The organism is Streptomyces coacervatus (assembly GCF_029223485.1).
GTDB lineage: Bacteria > Actinomycetota > Actinomycetes > Streptomycetales > Streptomycetaceae > Streptomyces > Streptomyces coacervatus.
In genome coordinates, this window is the sequence record NZ_JARHTP010000012.1 from 227766 (window position 1) to 248499 (window position 20734).

9 protein-coding genes and 1 pseudogene are annotated in these 20734 nt (G+C 70.8%); 4 read left to right on the forward strand and 6 right to left on the reverse strand.

Annotated features, from left to right (window positions below; genetic code table 11):
• Window positions 1-106 precede the first annotated feature (106 nt).
• Entirely contained in the window at window positions 107-1765 is a 1659-nt protein-coding gene (locus P2Q00_RS28995) for a flavin monoamine oxidase family protein (RefSeq protein WP_275775985.1), read from the forward strand.
• 129 nt (window positions 1766-1894) lie between these two features.
• Here P2Q00_RS28995 and P2Q00_RS29000 read toward each other — a convergent pair whose 3' ends face one another.
• From P2Q00_RS29000 to P2Q00_RS29020, 5 genes are all read right to left on the reverse strand, one after another.
• Window positions 1895-3298, reverse strand: a complete 1404-nt coding sequence (locus P2Q00_RS29000) for a class I adenylate-forming enzyme family protein (RefSeq protein ID WP_275775987.1) — start codon at window positions 3296-3298, stop codon at window positions 1895-1897.
• A 15-nt stretch (window positions 3299-3313) separates the two neighbouring features.
• Entirely contained in the window at window positions 3314-4051 is a 738-nt protein-coding gene (locus P2Q00_RS29005; RefSeq protein WP_275775990.1) for a thioesterase II family protein, read from the reverse strand.
• Window positions 4048-4251: a hypothetical protein gene (locus P2Q00_RS29010; RefSeq protein ID WP_275775992.1), complete on the reverse strand. Its 204-nt coding sequence runs from the start codon at window positions 4249-4251 to the stop codon at window positions 4048-4050. Before P2Q00_RS29010 ends, P2Q00_RS29005 begins: the two co-directional genes overlap by 4 nt.
• Window positions 4248-5315 carry a glucose-1-phosphate thymidylyltransferase gene (locus tag P2Q00_RS29015; protein WP_275775994.1) on the reverse strand — a complete coding sequence of 356 codons (1068 nt, stop codon included), beginning with the start codon at window positions 5313-5315 and terminating at the stop codon, window positions 4248-4250. The genes P2Q00_RS29010 and P2Q00_RS29015 overlap by 4 nt, the downstream gene beginning before the upstream one ends.
• 105 nt (window positions 5316-5420) lie before the next feature.
• Window positions 5421-5990 carry a sugar nucleotide-binding protein gene (locus P2Q00_RS29020; protein WP_275775996.1) on the reverse strand — a complete coding sequence of 190 codons (570 nt, stop codon included), beginning with the start codon at window positions 5988-5990 and terminating at the stop codon, window positions 5421-5423.
• 249 nt (window positions 5991-6239) lie between these two features.
• On the opposite strand from P2Q00_RS29020, the gene P2Q00_RS29025 reads away from it, so the two are divergent.
• From P2Q00_RS29025 to P2Q00_RS29035, 3 genes are all read left to right on the forward strand, one after another.
• Entirely contained in the window at window positions 6240-7259 is a 1020-nt protein-coding gene (locus tag P2Q00_RS29025; RefSeq protein ID WP_275775999.1) for an ABC transporter ATP-binding protein, read from the forward strand.
• Window positions 7256-8149 carry an ABC transporter permease gene (locus P2Q00_RS29030; protein ID WP_275776001.1) on the forward strand — a complete coding sequence of 298 codons (894 nt, stop codon included), beginning with the start codon at window positions 7256-7258 and terminating at the stop codon, window positions 8147-8149. The genes P2Q00_RS29025 and P2Q00_RS29030 overlap by 4 nt, the downstream gene beginning before the upstream one ends.
• 70 nt (window positions 8150-8219) lie before the next feature.
• The gene (locus tag P2Q00_RS29035) at window positions 8220-9161 is read left to right on the forward strand and encodes an ACP S-malonyltransferase (RefSeq protein WP_275776003.1); all 942 of its coding nucleotides are present in this window, start codon (window positions 8220-8222) and stop codon (window positions 9159-9161) included.
• 144 nt (window positions 9162-9305) lie between these two features.
• On the opposite strand, the pseudogene P2Q00_RS29040 reads toward P2Q00_RS29035, so the two are convergent.
• Window positions 9306-20717 (reverse strand): annotated as a pseudogene (locus P2Q00_RS29040) (SDR family NAD(P)-dependent oxidoreductase); the annotation flags it as partial.
• Window positions 20718-20734 lie beyond the last annotated feature (17 nt).

Below are 20734 nucleotides of genomic sequence, written 5' to 3' on the forward strand. Positions count from 1 at the left end.
TCGGTAGGGGTTGTCCGCCCGGAACGGCCCTCCCTAGCGTGAGAGCGCCGGGGCGATCTCCGATTCCGCGGCCCCGTTGCCGACACGGCCGAGAGGTTTTCCCACCATGTCGACTGCCGGCCCCTCTCCGACCACCATGCTGGTGCCGGACTTCCCCTTCTCCTACGACCGCTGGCTCAGCCATCCGGCCGGGCTGGGTGCTCTCCCCGAAGCACTGCGGGGCACCGAAGTCGCGGTCGTCGGCGGGGGCATGGCCGGGATGACGGCGGCGTACGAACTGATGCGGCTCGGGCTGCGGCCCGTGGTGTACGAGACCGGGCAACTGGGCGGCAGGATGCGTTCGGTGCCCTTCCCGGAGGATCCGCGGTGCGTGGCCGAGATGGGCGCCATGCGCTTCCCGCTGTCGGCCCGGTCGCTGTTCCACTACGTCGGCATGCTCGGTCTCGCCACCCGTCCCTTCCCCAACCCGCTGGCCGACTGCACCCCGAGCACCGTCGTCGACCTGGGCGGCAGCCGGCACCTGGTGCGGTCCGCGGACGAACTGCCCGGGCTCTACCAGGAGGTGGCCGAGGCCTGGGCCAAGGCGCTGCAGGAGCGTGCCGAGTTGTCCACCGTGCGGGACGCCATCCAGCGGCGGGACACGGAGACCCTGAAAGCCGTGTGGAACCGGCTGGTCACCGAATTCGACGACCAGTCCTTCTACGGCTTCCTCGCCACCACGCCGGCCTTCCGGTCGTTCCGGTACCGGGAGACGTTCGGCCAGGTCGGGTTCGGCACGGGAGGCTGGGACACGGACTTCCCCAACTCCTTCCTGGAGATCCTCCGCGTGGTGTTCACCGAGGCGGACGACAACCAGGTGCAGATCGACGGTGGCGCCCAGCGGGTGCCACTGGGCCTGTGGCAGCACGTTCCCGCCGATCCCGTGCACTGGCCGGCGGGCACGTCCCTGGCGAGCCTGCACGGCGGGTCGCCGCGCCCGGGAGCGGTCGGCCTGAGGCGCACCGCGGGCGGCATAGCGGTACGGGACGCCGGCCAGGAGGAGCGCGAGTACCCGGCGGTCGTGTACACCCCGCATGTGTGGACGCTGCTGCACCGCGTCGACTGCGACCCGGCGCTGCTGCCGGCCGCGCACTGGACGGCGGTCGAGCGCACCCACTACATGGGGGCGTCGAAGCTGTTCGTGCTGGTGGACCGGCCGTTCTGGCGGGACGTCGACCCGGTGACCGGGCAGCACGTGATGAGCATGACGCTCACCGACCGGCTGCCGCGCGGTGTCTACCTGTTCGACGAGGGCCCCGACCGGCCGGCCGTGATGTGCCTGTCGTACACCTGGAACGACGACTCGCTGAAGGTCGCCACCCTCTCCGCCGAGGAGCGGCTGCGGGCGCTGCTGGCGCGGCTGGCGGAGATCTACCCGGACACCGACATCCGCTCGCACATCATCAGCGAGCCGATCACCGTCACCTGGGAGACCGAACCCCACTTCATGGGCGCGTTCAAGTCCAACCTGCCGGGCCAGTACCGCTACCAGCGGCGGCTGTTCACCCAGTTCGTGCAGGAGGGCATGACCCCCGAGCAGCGCGGGTTCTTCCTGTGCGGGGACGACGTCTCGTGGACGGCCGGCTTCGCCGAGGGCGCGGTGACCACGGCGCTCAACGCCGTGTGGGGAGTCCTGCACCACCTGGGCGGTGCCGCACACCCCGCCAACCCGGGGCCTGGTGACCTCTTCGAAACGCTCGCTCCCCTGGAGCTGCCGTACGCCTGAGGCGAGGGCGCGGCCGGCCGGTGGTGATCAGCCCGGCCGGCCGTGCCCCGATCGACGAGCACACCCGGAAAGCCACCGACGCCGCCGGCCTCACGGCCGGCGGCGTCTGCGTCTCACCGCACTTCGGGACTACTGCTGGGCGAGCTCGGCCAGGCGGTGCTTGTCGGGCTTGCCGTTGCGGTTGAGCGGGAAACTGTCGAGAACCAGGACGCGGTTGGGCTGCTCGAAGGCGGGCAGCAGGCCCGCCAGCACCTCGCGCCAGTGTGCGGCGTCCCGCCCCTGCTCGTCCTCCACGAAGAACACCAGCTGGGTGCCGCGCCGCTCGTCCGGCAGCGGAACGATCCGCACCGGGCAGTCGGCGGCTTCCGCCTTCCGTTCGATCACCTCGGGATAGAGGGTGTAGCCGTTGCGGTGCACGGCGAGCTTGCGGCCCAGGACGACCAGGTTGCGGTGCTCGTCGAGATAGCCGAGGTCGCCGGTCGCCTGCCAGCCGGGCGGCACGGGAGCAACGGTTCCGTCCTCGTCCAGATGGCCCTCCAGGCCGTCGGGGGTGTCGACCTCGATCTCTCCCGGCTCGCCCGCGCCCAGCGGGAGCCCCGCCTCGTCGACGATCCGTACCTCGATGCCGTCCATGGCCCGGCCGCAGGCGACCGGGTTGTCCAGGGTGGCGAAGGCGATGTTGCCGAGTTCGGTGCTTCCGTAGCTGTCCAGCAGCGGCAGGCCGAACTCGGCCTGGTAGCGCGCCACCAGCGGAGCGTCCAGCGGGGCGGCGCCGACGCAGAACATCCGCACCGACTCCAGGTGGCTGCGCAGGGCCGGCTTGCGGGTGACCAGGTTGAGCATGCTGCGGTAGCTCGACGGTGTGGTGTCGATGACGGTGGTACCGGTCTGCCCGGCCATCCGCAGCGCGTGGTCGAGCCGCCGGTAGGGGGCGATCACCAGTGAGCAGCGGGTCAGCCAGGCGATCAGGACCATCGACAGTCCGTACTGGTGCGCGAAGGGCAGCAGCGGCAGCAGTACGTCGTCGGGGCGGTGGCCCACCTGTGCGGCGTTGCGTTCCAGGTTGCGCAGGAACTTCGCGCCGTTCTTGACGACGCCCTTGGGGGAGCCGGTGGAACCGGATGTCCACATGATGAGTCCGTCGGGCAGCTCGCCCCAGGTCTCGAAGTCGAGGCTGTCCTCCGTGCCGGCGAGGCCGGCGGAGGGCACCAGCAGCTCGTAGAGATGCACCGGATCGGCCTCGCGGTCGACCGGCGCGTCGTCGTCCACGAAGACGACCTTCGCACCGGTCCGCAGGGCGATGCGGCGGGTTTCCTCGGCGCGCTCCTGCTGGTCGACCAGCACGATGGAGGCGCCGATGTGCATCAGGGCGAACAGCACCGACAGATAGGCGGCGGAGTTGCCCGCCTTGAGCATGACACGGTCTCCGGGACCGACTCCGCGGTCCCGGATCACGCTGGCGACGCGCAGGGCGTCCTGCTCGAAGGCGTCGAAGGTCTGCACCGAGTCGGCGCCAAATATTTTCGCTGTCATCGTAGGTTCCCTGTCCTACTCGGCGTCCATGGTCCTTGGGTTGCGCGGGTGGTGGGTCGGGGCGAACAGTCGCAGCTCTCCCCCGGGTCCCGGCGGATCCGGCGGGTCGAAGGGCGAGAGGGACATGAGCTGGTCGTGCACGATGTTGACGACCTCGCGTTTGTGCGATTCCAGGCAGCCGCGGGCCCCGGAGAGCGTCTCCAGGTCGAAGCGGCCGCTGGTGCAGCGCCGCCAGGCGCGGACCCCCGCCGGAGTGAGGCCCGGATCGCGGTCGGCGGCCAGTGCCACGATGCGGCAGCAGAGCGTCGGGGGGCCCAGCGGTGCATGCACGCACGGCGCGTTGCTGCCGGAGACGAACAGGGTCTGCAGCAGTGCGGCGCCCTCCCGCTCCAGCCGTTCGGCCACCCGGTAGGCGAGCCGGGCACCCGCGCGGTGCCCGAAGAACACGAGCCGGGAGCCGGTGAAGCCGGCGAGTGCCTCGAATATCTTGGAGGCCAGTTCCTCGGAGTCGCCGACGGGTTCGGGCCGGTAGGCGCCCAGGTCGCCCGAGTCGCCGGGGTACTGGATCAGCAGCACCTCGACGGTGGGCAGCAGCAGTTCCGCCAGTCCGAGGTAGCGCCCGGTGGCATGCATGTGGCCCGGAAAGCAGATGAGTCGGAAACTGCTCGGGGTCTCCGGTTGCAGAATCCTGATGAGCCCGATGTCGTCGGGTGTTTTGTCGTGGCTCATGGAGTGGGTCATGAAGTGGGTCATGAAGTCGGCCGCCCCTGCCGGAGCGGGGTCCACACCTTGTGGTTGTTGCGGTACCAGTCGACCGTCTCGGTGATCCCGAGGGCGAAGTCGACCATCGGCCGGTGGTACGTCAGTTGCGTGCCGCGCACGCCGTTCGCCCGGCGACCCGCGTAGGTGAGTCCGTCGAGGGCGGTGACGGCGCCGGTGATCAGAAGTCTCATGAACGGATCTGCACTTTGCTGTGGTCGCCGAGGATCAGGCGGTGGGCTTGGGGAACGCGCGGCGCGGGGGTGACCTGGACGTGCCGTCCGACCATGGACGCCTCGATACGGCGTACGCCGTCGATGGCGGCGCCGGTCAGCACGATGGAGTACTCGATCTCGCTGTCCGCGATGGTGCAGTGGTCGGCGATCGAGGTGAACGGGCCGATGTAGGAGTCCTCGACGCGGCTGCCCCGTCCGATGATCGCCGGTCCCACGATCCGGGACCGGGCCACTGTGGCACCGGCTTCCACGACCACCCTGCCAACGAGCTCACTGGCCTCGTCGACCGTGCCGTCGCAACGCGGGTCCAGTCGGTCCAGGACCGAGCGGTTGACCTCCAGCATGTCGGCCGCGTTGCCGGTGTCCTTCCAGTAGCCGGTGACCACCGAGGAGCGGACGTCGGTGCCGTGGTCGATCAGCCACTGGATGGCGTCGGTGATCTCCAGTTCGCCGCGCCCCGAGGGCCGGATCGCGGCGGCCGCGTCGTGGATGGCGGGGGTGAAGAAGTACACCCCGACCAGAGCCAGGTCGCTCTTGGGGAACCGCGGCTTCTCCTCGAGCCGGATGACGCGGCCGGCGTCGTCCAGTTCGGCCACGCCGAAGGCCGACGGGTCATCGACCCGGGTGAGCATGATCTGCGCGCCCGGTCCCGCCTGCCGGAAGTCGGCCAGTTGCGCGCGGATACCGCCGACCAGGAAGTTGTCTCCCAGGTACATCACGAAGTCGTCGTCGCCGAGCCAGTCGCGGGCGGTGCGCACGGCGTGCGCCAGGCCCAGCGGGCGGTCCTGCGGGAGGTAGGTGACGCGGATGCCGAAGGCCGTGCCGTCGCCGACCGCTGTGCGGATCTCCTGCGCGGTGTCGCCGACGATGATGCCGACGTCCTTGATGCCGGCCTCGGCAATGTCCTCCAGCACGTAGAAGAGGATCGGTTTGTTGGCGACCGGGACGAGTTGCTTCGCCGAGGTGTGGGTCAGGGGCCGCAGGCGGGTGCCGGACCCCCCGGCCAGGACGAGCGCCTTCACTCAGGCCTCCAGGACGGTCGTGGGCGCCGCGGGGCGCGGCGGGAGGGAGCGCGGGTGACGTATGTGGCCTGGCCGGGCGACTTCGATGGACAGGGGTTCCATGGTTCAGCCGACCCCCGTCGCCGCGGCGCCGGTGTGCTGTGCCGGGGTTCCGCCCCGTGTGATCGCCCCATGGAGCGCCACCCGCCAGGGGCGCGGGGCGGGCAGGCCGGCCGCCGTACAGCGCGCACCAGTTGGTCGTCGCCGATCGGCCGTATCCGCAGCGGGTCGGCGCCCGGCAGCCGGCTCGGTGCGCCCGTGGGCGGTACGGGGCTTCGATAGTGCGTCCTGGCCGTTCGGCGTGCCCCGGTGCTCGGGGTCGCCGCCGAACACATGGTCGGTGGAGACGTGCAGCAGCCGGGCGGCGGTACTCACGTCGCGCTCCGCGGCGTCGACGTCCGTCCACGCGGGGCAGTTGACGACCGTGCGCGGACGATGTGTGGCTACGGCTTGCGAGACGGCGCGCCGGTCCGTGATGTCCAGGTGACGGTGTCCCGGCGTCACCGTCTCGGCGCCCGCCGTCTCCAGCAGCGCCCGCACCACGCGTCCCGGCGTGCCGCCCGCGCCCACCAACAGCCACCCGAATCCGGCCGGCGACCGCACTGATATGTGCGAAGAATCCTTCGAGGCGATCACACGCCGATGCTACGGGTTATTCGGGTATTTCCATCCCCTCCTTTTCCCCCTACGCACCCCTAACCCAGCACGCCCACCCCTGACTTGGGACCCGTGCGGGCCACGGGAAAAGAAACCGTGCTACATATGGCGGGCACCTTTGTCACGTTCCTTTCCGTCGGCGCACACATCGCGCAGCCAGGCCGCACGCGACCCTCGCGGCAGAACGCCGGTGCGGCGGTGTCGCGTCCAGCTTGATTCACAGGTTTCATGAATACAACACGTGCCGCGGATTCCGCCGTCGTCGTCGACGGACTGGTCAAAAAATATCCCGACCGAGAACAATTCGCCGTCCAAGACCTCAGCTTCAGTGTGAACCACGGAGAGGTCTTCGGATTTCTCGGTCCGAACGGAGCGGGGAAGACCACCACGATCGGCATTCTCACCACCCGGGTGGCTCCCACCGCGGGGCGCGCCTTCGTGATGGGCGTCGACGTGGTGGCCAAGCCGGCGGTGGCGCGCCAGTCGTTCGCCGTCGTACCGCAACGCAACAACCTCGACCGCTCACTGACCATCCGGCAGAATCTCGTCTTCCACGCCGGATACCACGGGCTGCCCCGGTCCGAACGCAACCGGCTGGCGGACGAGAGCCTGGAGTTCGTCGGGCTGACCGACCACGGCCAGGCGCGCGCCGACGAAGTGTCCGGCGGCCAGGCCCAGCGCGTGATGATCGCCCGGGCGCTGATGCACCGGCCACGGGTGCTCTTCCTCGACGAGCCCGCCACCGGCCTGGACCCCCAGTCGCAGCTGTTCGTGCACGACCGGGTGGCCGAACTCAGCAGCCGGGGCGTCACCGTGGTCATCACCACCCACAACATGGACGAGGCCGAGAAGCTGTGCGACCGGGTGGGCATCGTCGACCACGGCAAGCTCCTCGCCCTCGACACCCCGCAGGCCCTGATGGAGTCGCTCAGCAACACCTCGGTCTCCGTCACGGTGGCACCGCCGCCGAACGGGGTCGCGGAGGTCCTGGCGCGTCTGAAGCGGATCGAGTCCGTGGCGGGCGTCGAGGTACTGCACCAGGACGGTGAGGACGAGCTCGAACTCGACCTCGACTTCCGTCCGAAGGACGTACGGCTGAAGGTCTACAGCGACGCCGCCTCCTCGACGATCCTCCCGACCGTGATCCGCGCCCTCGCCGAAGCCGGCTGCGAGGTCAAGGACATGAGCGTCGGAAACTCCACCCTCGAAGACGTCTTCGTCGAGCTGACCGGCAGGGAGCTGCGATGACCACCGCCGCCACATCCGCGCCCACCGACGACACCGCCCCCGAGGCGGACGACACACCGGCCGTCGCCCAGCAGCAGCCGTCCGCCCGCAGCGGCGGCCGTCACCGGCGCCGGGCCACCCGCTGGCGGACCTTCTGGTTCATCCTGTGGCGGGACATCTTCGTCACCGGCCGCGAGATCGCGCCGTTCCTGGGCCAGGTCCTCGTGGAGCCGTTCTTCATCCTCTTCGTCTTCGGCAAGGTGCTCGGCACCCTCGGCTACACCACACCGGGCTTCGAACAGGTGCTGCTGCCGGGCGTCGTCGCGCTCAACAGCTTCCTGGTGAGCCTGCAGAACACCGCCCTGCCGCTGGCCATCGACTTCTCCTACACCAAGGAGATCGAGGACCGGCTGCTGGCGCCGATCCCCGTGGTGCTGGTCGCGATCGAGAAGGTGATATTCGGTGCCATGCGTGGGCTGATCGGCTCGCTGGTGATGATTCCGATCGGCCTGCTCCTCCTCGACCACGTCTCCTGGCCGCTGCACACCCTGCCGGCCACCCTGGGCATCCTGACGCTGGGCGGTCTCGTCGGCGGCACGGTGGGCCTGACGCTGGGCACACTGGCCCCGGCGCGGCACATCAGCATCGTCTTCGCCATGACGCTCACGCCGATCATGTTCACCGGCGCCACCCAGTTCCCCTGGGGGAGCCTGTCCCACATCCGCTGGTTCCAGATCCTGTGCACCCTCAACCCGCTGACCTACGTCAGCGAGGCGATGCGCGGCCTGCTGCTGCCGCCCGGCGGACCGCACTCGATTCCGCTGCCCATCTGTATAGGCGCCATCGCCGCCGGATGCCTGGTCTACGGATTCATCGGAATCCGCGGTTTCCACAAGCGCGCACAGGACTAGGCCCCGTGCACCCGGCGGGAATCGACGTAATTCAGCACCACCCCGAGCAGCAAAGGGCGTTCACACGACCATGACGACGACATCCACGGCGTCCCGTACCGCGATCGTGTTTCCCGGAATGGGACCTTCCGCGTTCGCCGAAGTGGGGAAATTCCTGCTCCTGGACCCCTTCGCACGGGCCCGTCTCGCCGAGGCCGACCAGGCTCTGGGCACCTCGGTCTTCGACAACTTCAGGGAACAGACGGAGGACTACTCCGAATTCAGCCAGGTGGCCTTTCTGGTCAACTCCATGGCTCTGGCCGACCGCGCCGAGGAGACCCTCGGCGTCGTACCGGACATATGCGTGGGCCCGAGTTTCGGGCAGAAGGCGGCGGCGGCCTACGTCGGCTCGCTGCCGTTCGCGGAGGCGGTCCGGCTCACGGCGGAACTCGCCCGGCTCGAGGAGGACTTCTTCGGCCGGGAGTACACCGACGTGGTCACCCACTCCTTCGTCCGCACCCCCGAGGAGCGCCTCGCCGAGATCCTCGCCGACTTCGACGAGCGCGGCGTGTGGTACGAGTTCTCCGGCCACCTCGACCGCGGCTTCACGATGCTCTCGCTGCGGGAGAACGCGCTGGAGGAGTTGAAGGAGCGGATCAGCAAGGCGGGCGGCTACTCGATGTACAGCATGCGCCCGCCGGTGCACGCCCCGGCCTTCGCCGCCCTGCGCCGCCGGGCCGAGGAGGAGGTCTTCTCCCGTTACGCGTTCACCGATCCGAAGCTGCCCGTGGTGACCGACCAGGACGGCACGGTGATCAACTCGGCGGACGAGCTGCGCACCATGATGCTGGACACCTTCGACCGGCCCATCAACTGGCCGGCCGTCGTCACCGCGTTGAAGGACGCGGGTGTGTCCAGGGTGTGCGTGACCGGTCCGGACAACCTCTTCCACCGCCTGGACTGCACCAAGGACAACTTCGAGGTCGAGGCCGTGGGCCTGCCGAAGCGCTCGCGGCCCCGCAGGTCCGCCTGATCCGGCGGATCCATCTGATCCGCCTGATCCGACGCCCGGAACACCCCGGACCGAAACCAAAGGGCCGGCCCCGCCTCTCGGCGGGGCCGGCCCTTTGCCGTGCGGGGCGCGCCGCTACCGCAGTCGCGCGACCCAGTCGTCCACCGCTCCTGCCGTGGCGTCGGCGTGCTGCTCCATCATCGTGAAGTGGTTGCCCGGTGCGTCCACCGCGGTGTGCTCCAGCTCCCAGTAGGACCGCCAGTCCCCGTCCCTGGTCCAGTCGAAGAGCCGTTCCCCGGCCCGGACGAGCAGCGTGGGGGCGCCGATGGGCCGTGGCTTCCAGCCGCCGAACAGCCGGAAGTAGGCGCCCATGGCCAGCAGCCTGGTGTCGTCGACCGGCACATAACTCTCCTGCCGCTCGTTCATGCCCGAGGACAGCCCGGGCTGGATGCCGACGATGGCGTCGTCGTCGTGCGAGTAGATGTCGATCAGCACCACCGCATTCGGTGCGGTCCCGGCGCTCTCCAGCCGCTCGGCGACCGCGTGTGCGAGCATGCCGCCGGAGGAGTGGCCGAGCAGCACGAACGGCCTGCCGTCGGCCTGCCGCAACACCGCCTCGGCCTGCGCCTCGATCACCGCCTCGGGACCGGCCGGTACCTGCTCCCCGGTGAGGAAGCCGGGCGCGGCCAGCGCCCACACGTCGCGCCGGCCCCGGAAGGCGGCGGCGAACCGGGCGTACTGGTGCGGTCCGGAGATCGACAGGATGGAGGAGAAACACACCAGCGCGGGCTGCCGGTCGCCGGTGGCGAGCCGCACCAGCCGCGGCGGGGTGCGCAGTTCGGCGGCGGAGGCGAACGACGGCCGGAACCGCGAGGCCTCCATCAGCAGACCCATGAACTCGCCGGACGCGTCGAGTTCGGCTGCGCGCTGCAGCATCTGCCCGAACATTCCGCCGCTCGTGCCGCCGTCCGCACCGGTCGGCCCGCCTTCGCGGGGTGCCTCCGCACCGGCCGCCCCGGCGCCGGATGTCCGGGCGGCCAGTTCGGCACACAGATACCGGGCGACGAGTTGCGGTGTGGGGTGGTCGAACAGCAGGGTGGGCGCCAGCCGCAGCCCTGTCGCCGTGACCAGGTGATTGCGCAGTTCCACGGCGGTCAACGAATCGACGCCCAGTTCGAGGAACTCGCGTGTCTCGCCCACCTCCTCGGGATCGGCGAATCCCAGCACGGCGGCCGCCTGTGCGCGCACCACGTCGAGCAGCGTCCGCTCCTGCTCCCCCGCCGTCAGTGCGGCCAGCCGCCGGACGAGGTCCGCCGCACCCGCCCCCGCGGCCTGGGCAGTTTGCGCGGTGCGGCGTGGCACCGCCCGCACCAGGCCACGCAGCAGCGCGGGCAGCACTCCGGCCGCCGCCTGGGACCGGAGGGGCTCGGTGTCCAGTCGTACGGCCACCAGGGCGGCGGGTGCGGAGTCGGCGCCGACCCGGCAGGCGGTGTCGAACAGGGCCAGGCCCTGCGCGGAGGACAGCGGCAGCAGGCCGGACCTGGCCATCCGCCGCAGGTCCGCCTCTGCGAGCTCTCCGGTCATGGCACTGCGCTGCTCCCACAGCCCCCAGGCGATCGACACCGCCGGCAGGCCCTCGGCCCGGCGGTGCTCGGCGAGTGCGTCCAGGAAGGCGTTGGCGGCCGCGTAGTTGGCCTGGCCCGGCGTGCCGAAGGTACCGGCCGCCGAGGAGAACAGGACGAACGCGGACAGGCCGAGGTCCCGGGTCGCCTCGTGGAGGTTCAGTGCCGCGTCGGTCTTCGGCCGGAACACGGCGTCGATCCGGTCCGGGGTGAGCGACGGTACGAGCCCGTCGTCCAGCACGCCCGCGGTGTGGACGACGGCGGTCAGCGGATGGTCCTGGGGCACCTCGGCGAGCAGGGCCCGCAGCGCGTCCGGGTCGGCCACGTCGCAGGCGGCGACCCGCACACTCGCTCCGAGCCCGGTCAGCTCCGCGACCAGCTCGGCCGCGCCGTCGGCACGCATCCCGCGCCGGCTGGTCAGCAGCAACTGCCGGACGCCCCGCTCCGCCACCAGATGCCGGGCGACGAGGCCGCCGAGCGCCCCCGTTCCACCGGTGACGAGCACGGTCTTGTCCGGGTCGAGTGCGGCCGTGGCCTCACCCTCGGCCTCGGCCTCGGTCACCGGGACCCTGGCCAGCCGGGGGGCGTACAGGGTTCCTTCCCGGACGGCCAGTTGGTTCTCGCCGCCGGCCACCGCGCCGGGCAGCACCCGGTACGAGAGATCGTGCTCGTCGACGTCCAGCAGCAGGAAGCGGTCCGGGTTCTCCGTCTGGGCCGAACGCAGCAGGCCCCACAGCGACGCCTGCGTCAGGTCGCCGACCGTATCGCCCGCCGACGCGGCGACGGCGCCACGGGTGACGAACGCGAGCCGCGCACCGTCGAACGCCTCCTCGGAGAGCCAGTACTGCACCAGATCCAGGGCCTCGTGGGCCGCCTGCCGCACCGCGCCGGCGAGGTCGTCGGCGGCCTGCGGAGCCCGGGGCACCAGGACCAGGTCGGGCAGGGGCTTGCCGGCAGCCACGACACCCGCGAGCGCCGCGAGGTCGGCGTACGCGTCTACGGACACCCCCGCCGCCTCCAGCGCGGCACCCAGCTTGAGGTGGTCGGCGCCGACGACGGCCCACTGCCCGGCCGGAACCCGCTTGCCGTCGGATGCCGGTACCCGCGCCCATTCCACCTGGTAGAGGGAGTCGTGGAATCCGCCCCTGGCCGTGCCCAGCCGGGCCGGGTCGACCGGCCGCAGCGTCAGGGCGTCCACCGAGGCAACCGCGCCACCCGTCTCGTCGACCGCTCGCAGGGCGACCGAACCGTCACCGGCGGGGCTGATCCGCACCCGCAGCGCCGTGGCACCGGCCGCCTGCAGCCCGACCCCGCTCCACGAGAAGGGCAGGCGGAGCGCGCCCGGTGCGGCGCTCGCGGAACCGGTGAACTCGCCCAGCGCCAACCCGTGCAGTGCCGAGTCGAGCAGCGCGGGATGGAGCGCGAACCGCGCTGCCTCGTCGTGCTGGTCCCGTGGCAGCGCCAGCTCGGCGAAGATGTCGTCCCCGCGTCGCCAGGCGGCCTGCAGCCCTTGGAAGGCCGGGCCGTACCCGAAACCGCCCTCGGCGAACCGCTCGTAGAGTCCGGACACGTCCAGCGGCGTGGCGTCGGCGGGCGGCCAGACGGCGAAGCCGGGATCGGTCTGCGCCTCGTTTCCGCGCGCAGCCGGGTCATCCGCGTCCCCGGTGGCGAGCACACCGCCGGCGTGCCGCAGCCAGGTCCCGTCCTCGGCGTCCTCGGGCCGCGAGTACAGGGTCACCTCCCGGCGACCGGAACCGTCCGGCTCCCCCACCGACATGCGCAGCACCACACCACCCCGCGCGGGCAGCACCAGCGGCGCCTCGAGGGTCAGCTCCTCCAGCCGGTCGCAGCCGACCTGGTCCCCGGCCCGGATCGCCAGCTCGACGAACGCCGTACCCGGCAGGATCACGGTGCCGGCCACCGCATGGTCGGCCAGCCAGCGGTGGCTGTCCAGGGAGAGCCGCCCGGTGAACACGTAACCGCCCTGGCCCGGCAGTTCCACGGCCGCACCCAGCAGCGGATGGTCCGCCGAGCCGAGTCCGGCGGAGGTCACGTCGCCGACGGTCGCCGGTACGTCGATCCAGTAGCGCTGATGTTGGAAGGCGTAGGTGGGCAGGTCGACGCGTCGGGCGCCGGTGCCGGCGTAGTAGGCCTGCCAGTCCACGGCGATGCCCCGGGTGTGGGCGTGTGCGAGTGCCGTGGTGAGGGTCTCCGGCTCCGGGCGGCCGGTACGGAGGACCGGTACGAAGGCGTGGTCCTCGCCGGTGACGCAGTCCTGCGCCATCGCCGAGAGCACACCGTCCGGGCCGAGTTCGACGAACGTGGTCACGTTCTGCGCTTCGAGGGTGCGGATGCCGTCGTGGAAACGGACCGCCTCACGGGCATGACGGACCCAGAAGCCCGGGTCGGTGATCTCGTCCGCGGCCGCGAGAGCGCCGGAGAGGTTGGAGACCACCGGGATGCGCGGGGCCTCGTACGACAGACCCTCCACGACCTCCCGGAAGGCATCCAGCATCGGGGCCATGTGCGGGGAGTGGAAGGCGTGACTGACCGTCAGACGCTTCGACTTGCGGCCCTGCTCCTCGAAACGCGCCGCGATCTCCAGTACGGCGTCCTCGTCACCGGCGATGACGACGGAGGCCGGACCGTTGACGGCCGCGATGCTCACCGCGTCGGTCAGGTACGGGGCGACCTCGTCCTCGGTCGCCTGCACCGCCACCATCGCACCACCGGACGGCAGCTCCTGCATCAACCGACCACGCGCCGCCACCAGCGTGCACGCATCCTCCAGCGACAGCACACCCGCACAGTGCGCGGCCGCGATCTCACCGATGGAATGACCGGAGACGAAGTCCGGCCGCACGCCCCACGATTCGAGGAGACGGAACAGCGCCACCTCGACCGCGAACAACGCGGGCTGCGTGTACGCCGTCTGGTCCAGGATTTCCGGCTCGTCGCCGAACAGCGCGTCCCGCAGCGGCAGTTCGAACCGCGCAAGGACCTCGTCCAGCGCCTGGGCGAACACGGGGTAGGCGTCGTAGAGTTCCCGGCCCATCCCCAGCCGCTGACTGCCCTGACCGGTAAACAGGAAGGCGAGTCTGCCACCGGCTGGACCGCCCTCGGCCAGGCCGGCCGAGGGTTCGCCTGCGGCCAGCGCGTCGAGTGAGCGGAGGAATGCGTCCCTGTCTCCCGCCACCACGACCGCGCGATGGTCGAAGGTGCCACGATGGACGGCCAGCGAATAGCCGACGTCGGCCGGGCTGAGCCCGGGGTGGTCCGACACATGGGCGCGCAGGCGCGCGGCCTGCACACGCAGGGCCTCGACAGTCCTGCCCGACACCGGCCAAGGCAGCATCCTGGGCAGCTGCGGGGAGCTGTCGTCGGTCTCTGTTTCGAGCGCGGGGGCCTCTTCGACGATGGTGTGGGCGTTGGTGCCGCTGATGCCGAAGGAGGAGACCGCCGCCCGGCGGGGGCGGTCCGTCTCGGGCCACTGACGGGCCTCGGTCAGCAGTTCCACGGCGCCCGCGGACCAGTCCACGTGCGGGGACGGCTCGTCGACGTGCAGGGTCTGCGGCAGCACACCGTGCCGCATCGCCATCACCATCTTGATGATCCCGGCGACACCGGCCGCGGCCTGCGTGTGGCCGAAGTTGGACTTGATGGAGCCGAGCCACAGCGGTGTGTCCTCGGTTCGGCCCTTGCCGTAGGTGGCCAGTAGGGCCTGCGCCTCGATCGGGTCACCCAGCGTCGTACCCGTACCGTGCGCCTCCACCACGTCCACATCGGACGCCGAGAGCCCGGCGTTGGCCAGTGCCTGCCGGATCACCCGCTGCTGCGAGGGACCGTTCGGCGCGGTCAGGCCGTTGCTCGCGCCGTCCTGATTGACCGCCGAGCCGCGGACCACCGCCAGCACCGGGTGACCGTTCTTACGGGCGTCGGAGAGCCGCTCCACCAGGAGCATGCCCACACCCTCACCCCACGCCGTGCCGTCCGCCGCGGCGGCGAAGGGCTTGCAGCGGCCGTCGGCCGCGAGGCCGCGCTGACGGCTGAACGCCACGAATGTTCCCGGCGTGGCCATCACCGTCACACCGCCGGCGAGCGCCATCGAGCACTCGCCGCTGCGCAGCGCCTGGACGGCCAGGTGCAGCGTGACGAGGGACGACGAGCAGGCGGTGTCGACGGTGACCGCCGGGCCTTCCAGACCGAAGGTGTAGGCCACCCGGCCGGAAACGACGCTCCCGGAACTGGCCGTGCCCATGTAGCCCTCAAGGCCGTCGGGCGCGCGGTGCAGCAGCGTGCCGTAGTCGTTGTACATCACGCCGGCGAACACACCGGTACGGCTGCCACGGAGCGCCGCCGGGTCGATGCCCGCGCGTTCGAACGCTTCCCAGGTGGTCTCCAGGAGCAGCCGCTGTTGCGGGTCGGTGGCCAGTGCCTCGCGCGGGCTCATCCCGAAGAAGACCGGGTCGAAGTGGTGGGCGTCGTGCAGGAAGCCGCCCTCGCGCGTGTAGCTCGTACCGGGCCGGTCGGGGTCCGGGTCGAAGAGCCCTTCCACGTCCCAGCCCCGGTCCGTGGGCAGGTCCGAGATGGCGTCGCGGCCCTCGGTCACCAGCGTCCACAGGTCCTCGGGAGAACGGACGTCTCCGGGGTACCGGCAGGCCATGCCGATGATGGCGATCGGATCGTCGTCGGCCGCCACTCCAGCCGCGACGACCGGGTCGGCCGCCTCGGCCGAGGTGCCCAGGATTTCCGTCGTCAGGTATTCGGCCAGGGCGGTGGGCGTTGGGTAGTCGAAGATCAGGGTCGCGGGGAGGCGGACCTCGGTGGCCGCGGTCAGCCGGTTGCGCAGCTCCACCGCGGTCAGCGAGTCGAAGCCGACCTGGTTGAAGGCGCGCAGCGGATCGACCGCCTCGGGTCCGATGAGGCCCAGTACGGCGGCCACTTGCGTGCGGACCGATTCCAGGACGACCTTGACCCGTTCCGCCGGGGGGAGGGTGGCCAGGCGTTGGGCCAGGGCCCCGGCGGCCGCGGCATCGGCCGCCGCAGCACGCCGTACCGGCACCCGGACCAGGGACCGCAGCAGCGGCGGCAGCATGCCACTGCCCGCTGCCTGAGCCCGCAGACCCGCCAGATCCAGCCGCATCGGCACCAGCAACGCCCCATTGGAACGCTCCGCCGCATCGAACAGCGTCAGCCCCTCCACCGACGACAGGGCCGCAACCCCGCCCCGCTGCAGACGCCCCGCATCGGCCGCCGCACCCATACCCGCCTCACCGGCCGGGCCCGCCTCCCACAGACCCCACGCCAGCGACACCGCCGCCAGCCCCTCGGCCCTGCGCTGCTCCGCCAACGCGTCCAGGAACGTGTTCGCCGCCGCATAACTGCCCTGACCCGCCGCACCGAACACACCGGCAGCCGACGAGAACAACACAAACGCCGACAGATCCGCACCCCGGGTCAGCTCGTGCAGATTCCACGCCGCATCCACCTTCGGACGCAGCACCGCCTCCACACGCTCACCACTCAGCGAACCGATCACACCGTCATCCAGCACACCCGCCGCATGCACCACACCGGTCAGCGGACGCTCCGCCGGCACCGACGCCAGCACCCGCTCCAGCCCATCACGGTCGGACACATCACACGCCGCCCACCGGACATCGGCGCCCAACGCCTCCAACTCCGCCGTCAGTTCAGCGGACCCGGGTGCCTCAGCACCCCGGCGCCCGACCAGCAGCAGATGACGCACCCCCCGCTCGGCCACCAGATGCCGCGCGAACACCCCACCCAACTGACCACCGGCACCCGTCACCAACACCGTGCCCGCCGAAGACCAGGACAGGGCCGTGTCCTCATCCGTGACGGGCGACCGGACCAGCCGCGGCGCACACACACCCCGCGCACCGACCGACAGCTCGGCCTCCTCCACACACAGCCACGCCGGATCGAACCCGGACACCGACTCATCCACATCCACCAGAACAAACCGGCCCGGATGCTCCGACTGCGCCGACCGCACCAGACCACGCACCGCCGCACCCGCAAGACCACGCGTCACAACCACCAGACGCGACCCCGCAAACCGCTCACCGGCCAGCCAGCCCTGCACCAGACCCAGCGCCCGCCGCACCGCCGCACGCACCACCCCGGCAGACACCACACCACCCGACGGCGTCAACCCATCCACCACCACCGTCCCCGGCACCACATCAAGCACATCGAGGTTTTCGGATTCGAGGACGACCCAGTCCGCGGCAGACATCGAAACTGTCGTCGGCACCTCCACGGGAGTCCACTCCACGCGGAACAGCGAATCGGCCGCACCGTCACCGGAGACGCGCAGTTGCTCCGGCGACACCGGCCGGAGCACCAGGGAGTCCACTGACGCGACGGGCCGACCGGTGGTGTCGGCGAGTTGCAGTGACACGGCGTCCTGGCCGACACGGCTCAGCCGCACCCGCACAGTCGTGGCGCCGACGGCGTGCAGCGTCACCCCCGACCACGAGAACGGCAACCGCCCCTGACCGGTGTCCGCCACCAGACCACCCAGCCCGATCGCATGCAACACCGCATCCAGCACAGCAGGATGCACACCAAAACCATCGGACGCACCCCCACCGCCCTCCGGCAAACTCACCTCCGCAAACAGCTCATCACCACGCCGCCACACCGCCCGCAGCCCCCGGAACACCGGACCGTAGACAAACCCCGAAGCCGCCAGCGACTCATACAGACCCGCCACCTCAACCGACTCCGCACCCCGAGGCGGCCACACCCCCAGATCAACCGCAGACACACCAACCGCACTCTCAGCGAGCGCACCCGTGGCATGCCGCACCCACACCTCCTCCGCCGGCGCCTGGTCGGAACGCGAGTGGAAGGCGAGCGATCGGCGGCCCGAGCGGTCGGGCGCCCCGACGACGAGTTGCAGCTCGACGCCACCCTCTTCGGGCAGGACGAGCGGCGCCTCAAGGGTCAGCTCCTCCACCAGTTCGCAGCCGACCTGCTCACCGGCGCGCAGCGCCAGTTCGACGAACGCCGTGCCGGGCAGCAGCACCGCACCCATGACCGCGTGATCGGCCAGCCACGGCTGCGTCTCCACCGACAACCGGCCGGTGAACAGGAAGCCTTCGGCATCGGCGAGGGAGACGGCCGCACCCAGCAGCGGGTGATCGGCGGACCGCAACCCCATGGAGGTGATGTCACCGACCGCGGTGCCGGCGTCCAGCCAGTAGTGCTCGTGCTGGAAGGCGTAGGTGGGCAGGTCGACGCGTTCGGCTCCGGTCCCGGAGAAGTACGCGGTCCAGTCGACGGCGACCCCACGCACGTGCGCCTGGGCGAGGGCCGCGGTCAGGGTCCCGGGTTCGGGGCGGCCCGCGCGGAGGACCGGTACGAAGGCGTGGTCCTCGCCGGTGACGCAGTCCTGTGCCATCGCCGAGAGCACACCGTCCGGGCCCAGCTCGATGAACGTGGTTACGTTCTGCGCTTCGAGCGTGCGGATGCCGTCGCGGAAGCGGACCGCCTCGCGGGCATGACGCACCCAGAAGCCGGGGCTGGTGATCTCCTCGGCGGTCGCTAGAGCGCCGGTGAGGTTGGAGACCACCGGGATGCGCGGGGCCTCGTACGACAGACCCTCCACGACCTCCCGGAAGGCATCCAGCATCGGGTCCATGTGCGGGGAGTGGAAGGCGTGACTGACCGTCAGACGCTTCGACTTGCGGCCCTGCTCCTCGAAACGCGCCGCGATCTCCAGCACGGCGTCCTCGTCACCGGCGATGACGACGGAGGCCGGACCGTTGACGGCCGCGATGCTCACCGTGTCCGTCAGGTACGGGGTGACCTCGTCCTCCGTCGCCTGGACGGCCACCATCGCGCCGCCGGACGGCAGCTCCTGCATCAACCGGCCGCGCGCAGCCACCAAAGTGCAGGCGTCCTCCAGGGACAGCACACCCGCACAGTGCGCGGCCGCGATCTCACCGATGGAGTGACCGGAGACGAAGTCCGGCCGCACGCCCCACGATTCGAGGAGACGGAACAGCGCCACCTCGACCGCGAACAACGCGGGCTGCGTGTACGCCGTCTGGTCCAGGACCCCCGCCTCATCGCCGAACACCGCCTCCCGCAGCGGCAGTTCGAAGTGAGCGAAGATCTCATCCAGTGCCTGAGCGAACACGCGGTAGGCGTCGTACAGTTCACGGCCCATACCTGCACGCTGACTGCCCTGACCGGTGAACAAGAACGCCGTCTTGCCCCGGCCGTCCGCGTTTCCGCGCGCTACGTCGGCAGGGGTCTTGCCGGCGGCCACCTCGGCCAGACGGTCGAGGAAGGTGCGGCGGTCGCCCGCGATCACCACGGCGCGGGTCTCCAGAGCGGACCGCGTCGTCGCCAGGGAGTGAGCGATGTCGGTCGGGTGGAGGTCGGGTCGTTCCTGTACGTGGGTCAGCAACTGCTCTGCCTGGGCGCACAGCGCCTGCTCGCCTCGGGCCGACAGCAGCCAGGGCAGTACGGGCAGCGAGATTTTGGTGGGCGCGGCCGCCGCGCCGTCCTCGGGTGTGAGCTGTCCGTCGTCGGCCAGTGGCGGCTGTTCGACGATGACATGGGCGTTGGTGCCGCTGATGCCGAAGGAGGAGACCGCCGCCCGGCGGGGGCGGTCCGTCTCGGGCCACTGACGGGCCTCGGTCAGCAGCTCCACCGCACCCGCGGACCAGTCCACGTGCGGGGACGGCTCGTCGACGTGCAGCGTCTGCGGCAGCACACCGTGCCGCATCGCCATCACCATCTTGATGATCCCGGCGACACCGGCCGCGGCCTGCGTGTGGCCAAGGTTCGACTTGATGGAGCCGAGCCACAGTGGTGTGTCCTCGGCCCGGCCCTTGCCGTATGTGGCCAGCAGGGCCTGCGCCTCGATCGGGTCACCCAGCGTCGTACCGGTACCGTGCGCCTCCACCACGTCGACGTCCGTCGTGGTCAGCCGGGCGTCGGCCAGTGCCTGGCGGATGACGCGCTGCTGCGAGGGGCCGTTCGGCGCGGTCAGGCCGTTGCTCGCGCCGTCCTGATTGACCGCGGAGCCGCGGACGACCGCCAGCACGGTGTGGCCGTTGCGGCGGGCGTCGGAGAGCCGCTCGACCAGGAGCATGCCCACGCCCTCGCCCCAGCCCGTGCCGTCCGCCGCGGCGGCGAACGACTTGCAGCGGCCGTCGAAGGACAGACCGCGCTGGCGGCTGAACTCCGTGAAGGTGCCCGGTGTCGGCATGACGGTGACACCGCCGGCCAGCGCCATCGAGCACTCGCCGTTGCGCAGTGCCTGGACGGCCAGGTGCAGGGTGACCAACGAGGACGAGCAGGCCGTGTCGACGGTGACCGCCGGGCCTTCCAGGCCGAACGAATAGGCCACGCGGCCGGAGGCGATGCTGCTGGATCCGCCGGTGCCGAGGTAGCCCTCGACGCCTTCGGGTACGGCGCGCAGGCGGGAGGTGTAGTCGTGGTACATCACGCCGGCGAAGACACCCGTCCGGCTGCCGCGCACCGACGCCGGGTCGATCCCCGCGCGTTCGAACACCTCCCAGGTGGTCTCCAGCAGCAGCCGCTGCTGCGGGTCCATCGCCAGCGCCTCACGCGGGCTGATCCCGAAGAACGCCGGGTCGAAGTAGTTGGCGTCGTGCAGGAACCCGCCTTCGCTGACGTAACTCGTGCCCTGTTGTTCGGGATCGGCGTCGAAGAGACGCTCAATGTCCCAGCCACGGTCGGTGGGGAAGCCGGAGACCGCGTCCCGGCCGTCCAGGACCAGCTGCCACAGGTCCTCGGGCGATCCGACGCCACCGGGGTAGCGGCAGCTCATCCCGACGATCGCGATCGGCTCCTGCTCCCCGGACTCGACTTCCTGCAGGCGGCGGCGGGTTTCATGAAGGTCCGCCGTCACCCGCTTGAGAAAGTAGCGGAGCTTTTCCTCGTTCATACGTGCATCCCTCTCGC

Coding starts and splice junctions, on each gene's coding strand:
- P2Q00_RS29030 (WP_275776001.1), top strand. CDS start 7,256: ATGACCACCGCCGCCACATCCGCGCCCACCGACGACACCGCCCCCGAG.
- P2Q00_RS29005 (WP_275775990.1), bottom strand. CDS start 4,051: ATGACCCACTTCATGACCCACTCCATGAGCCACGACAAAACACCCGAC.
- P2Q00_RS29010 (WP_275775992.1), bottom strand. CDS start 4,251: ATGAGACTTCTGATCACCGGCGCCGTCACCGCCCTCGACGGACTCACC.
- P2Q00_RS29035 (WP_275776003.1), top strand. CDS start 8,220: ATGACGACGACATCCACGGCGTCCCGTACCGCGATCGTGTTTCCCGGA.
- P2Q00_RS28995 (WP_275775985.1), top strand. CDS start 107: ATGTCGACTGCCGGCCCCTCTCCGACCACCATGCTGGTGCCGGACTTC.
- P2Q00_RS29025 (WP_275775999.1), top strand. CDS start 6,240: ATGAATACAACACGTGCCGCGGATTCCGCCGTCGTCGTCGACGGACTG.
- P2Q00_RS29000 (WP_275775987.1), bottom strand. CDS start 3,298: ATGACAGCGAAAATATTTGGCGCCGACTCGGTGCAGACCTTCGACGCC.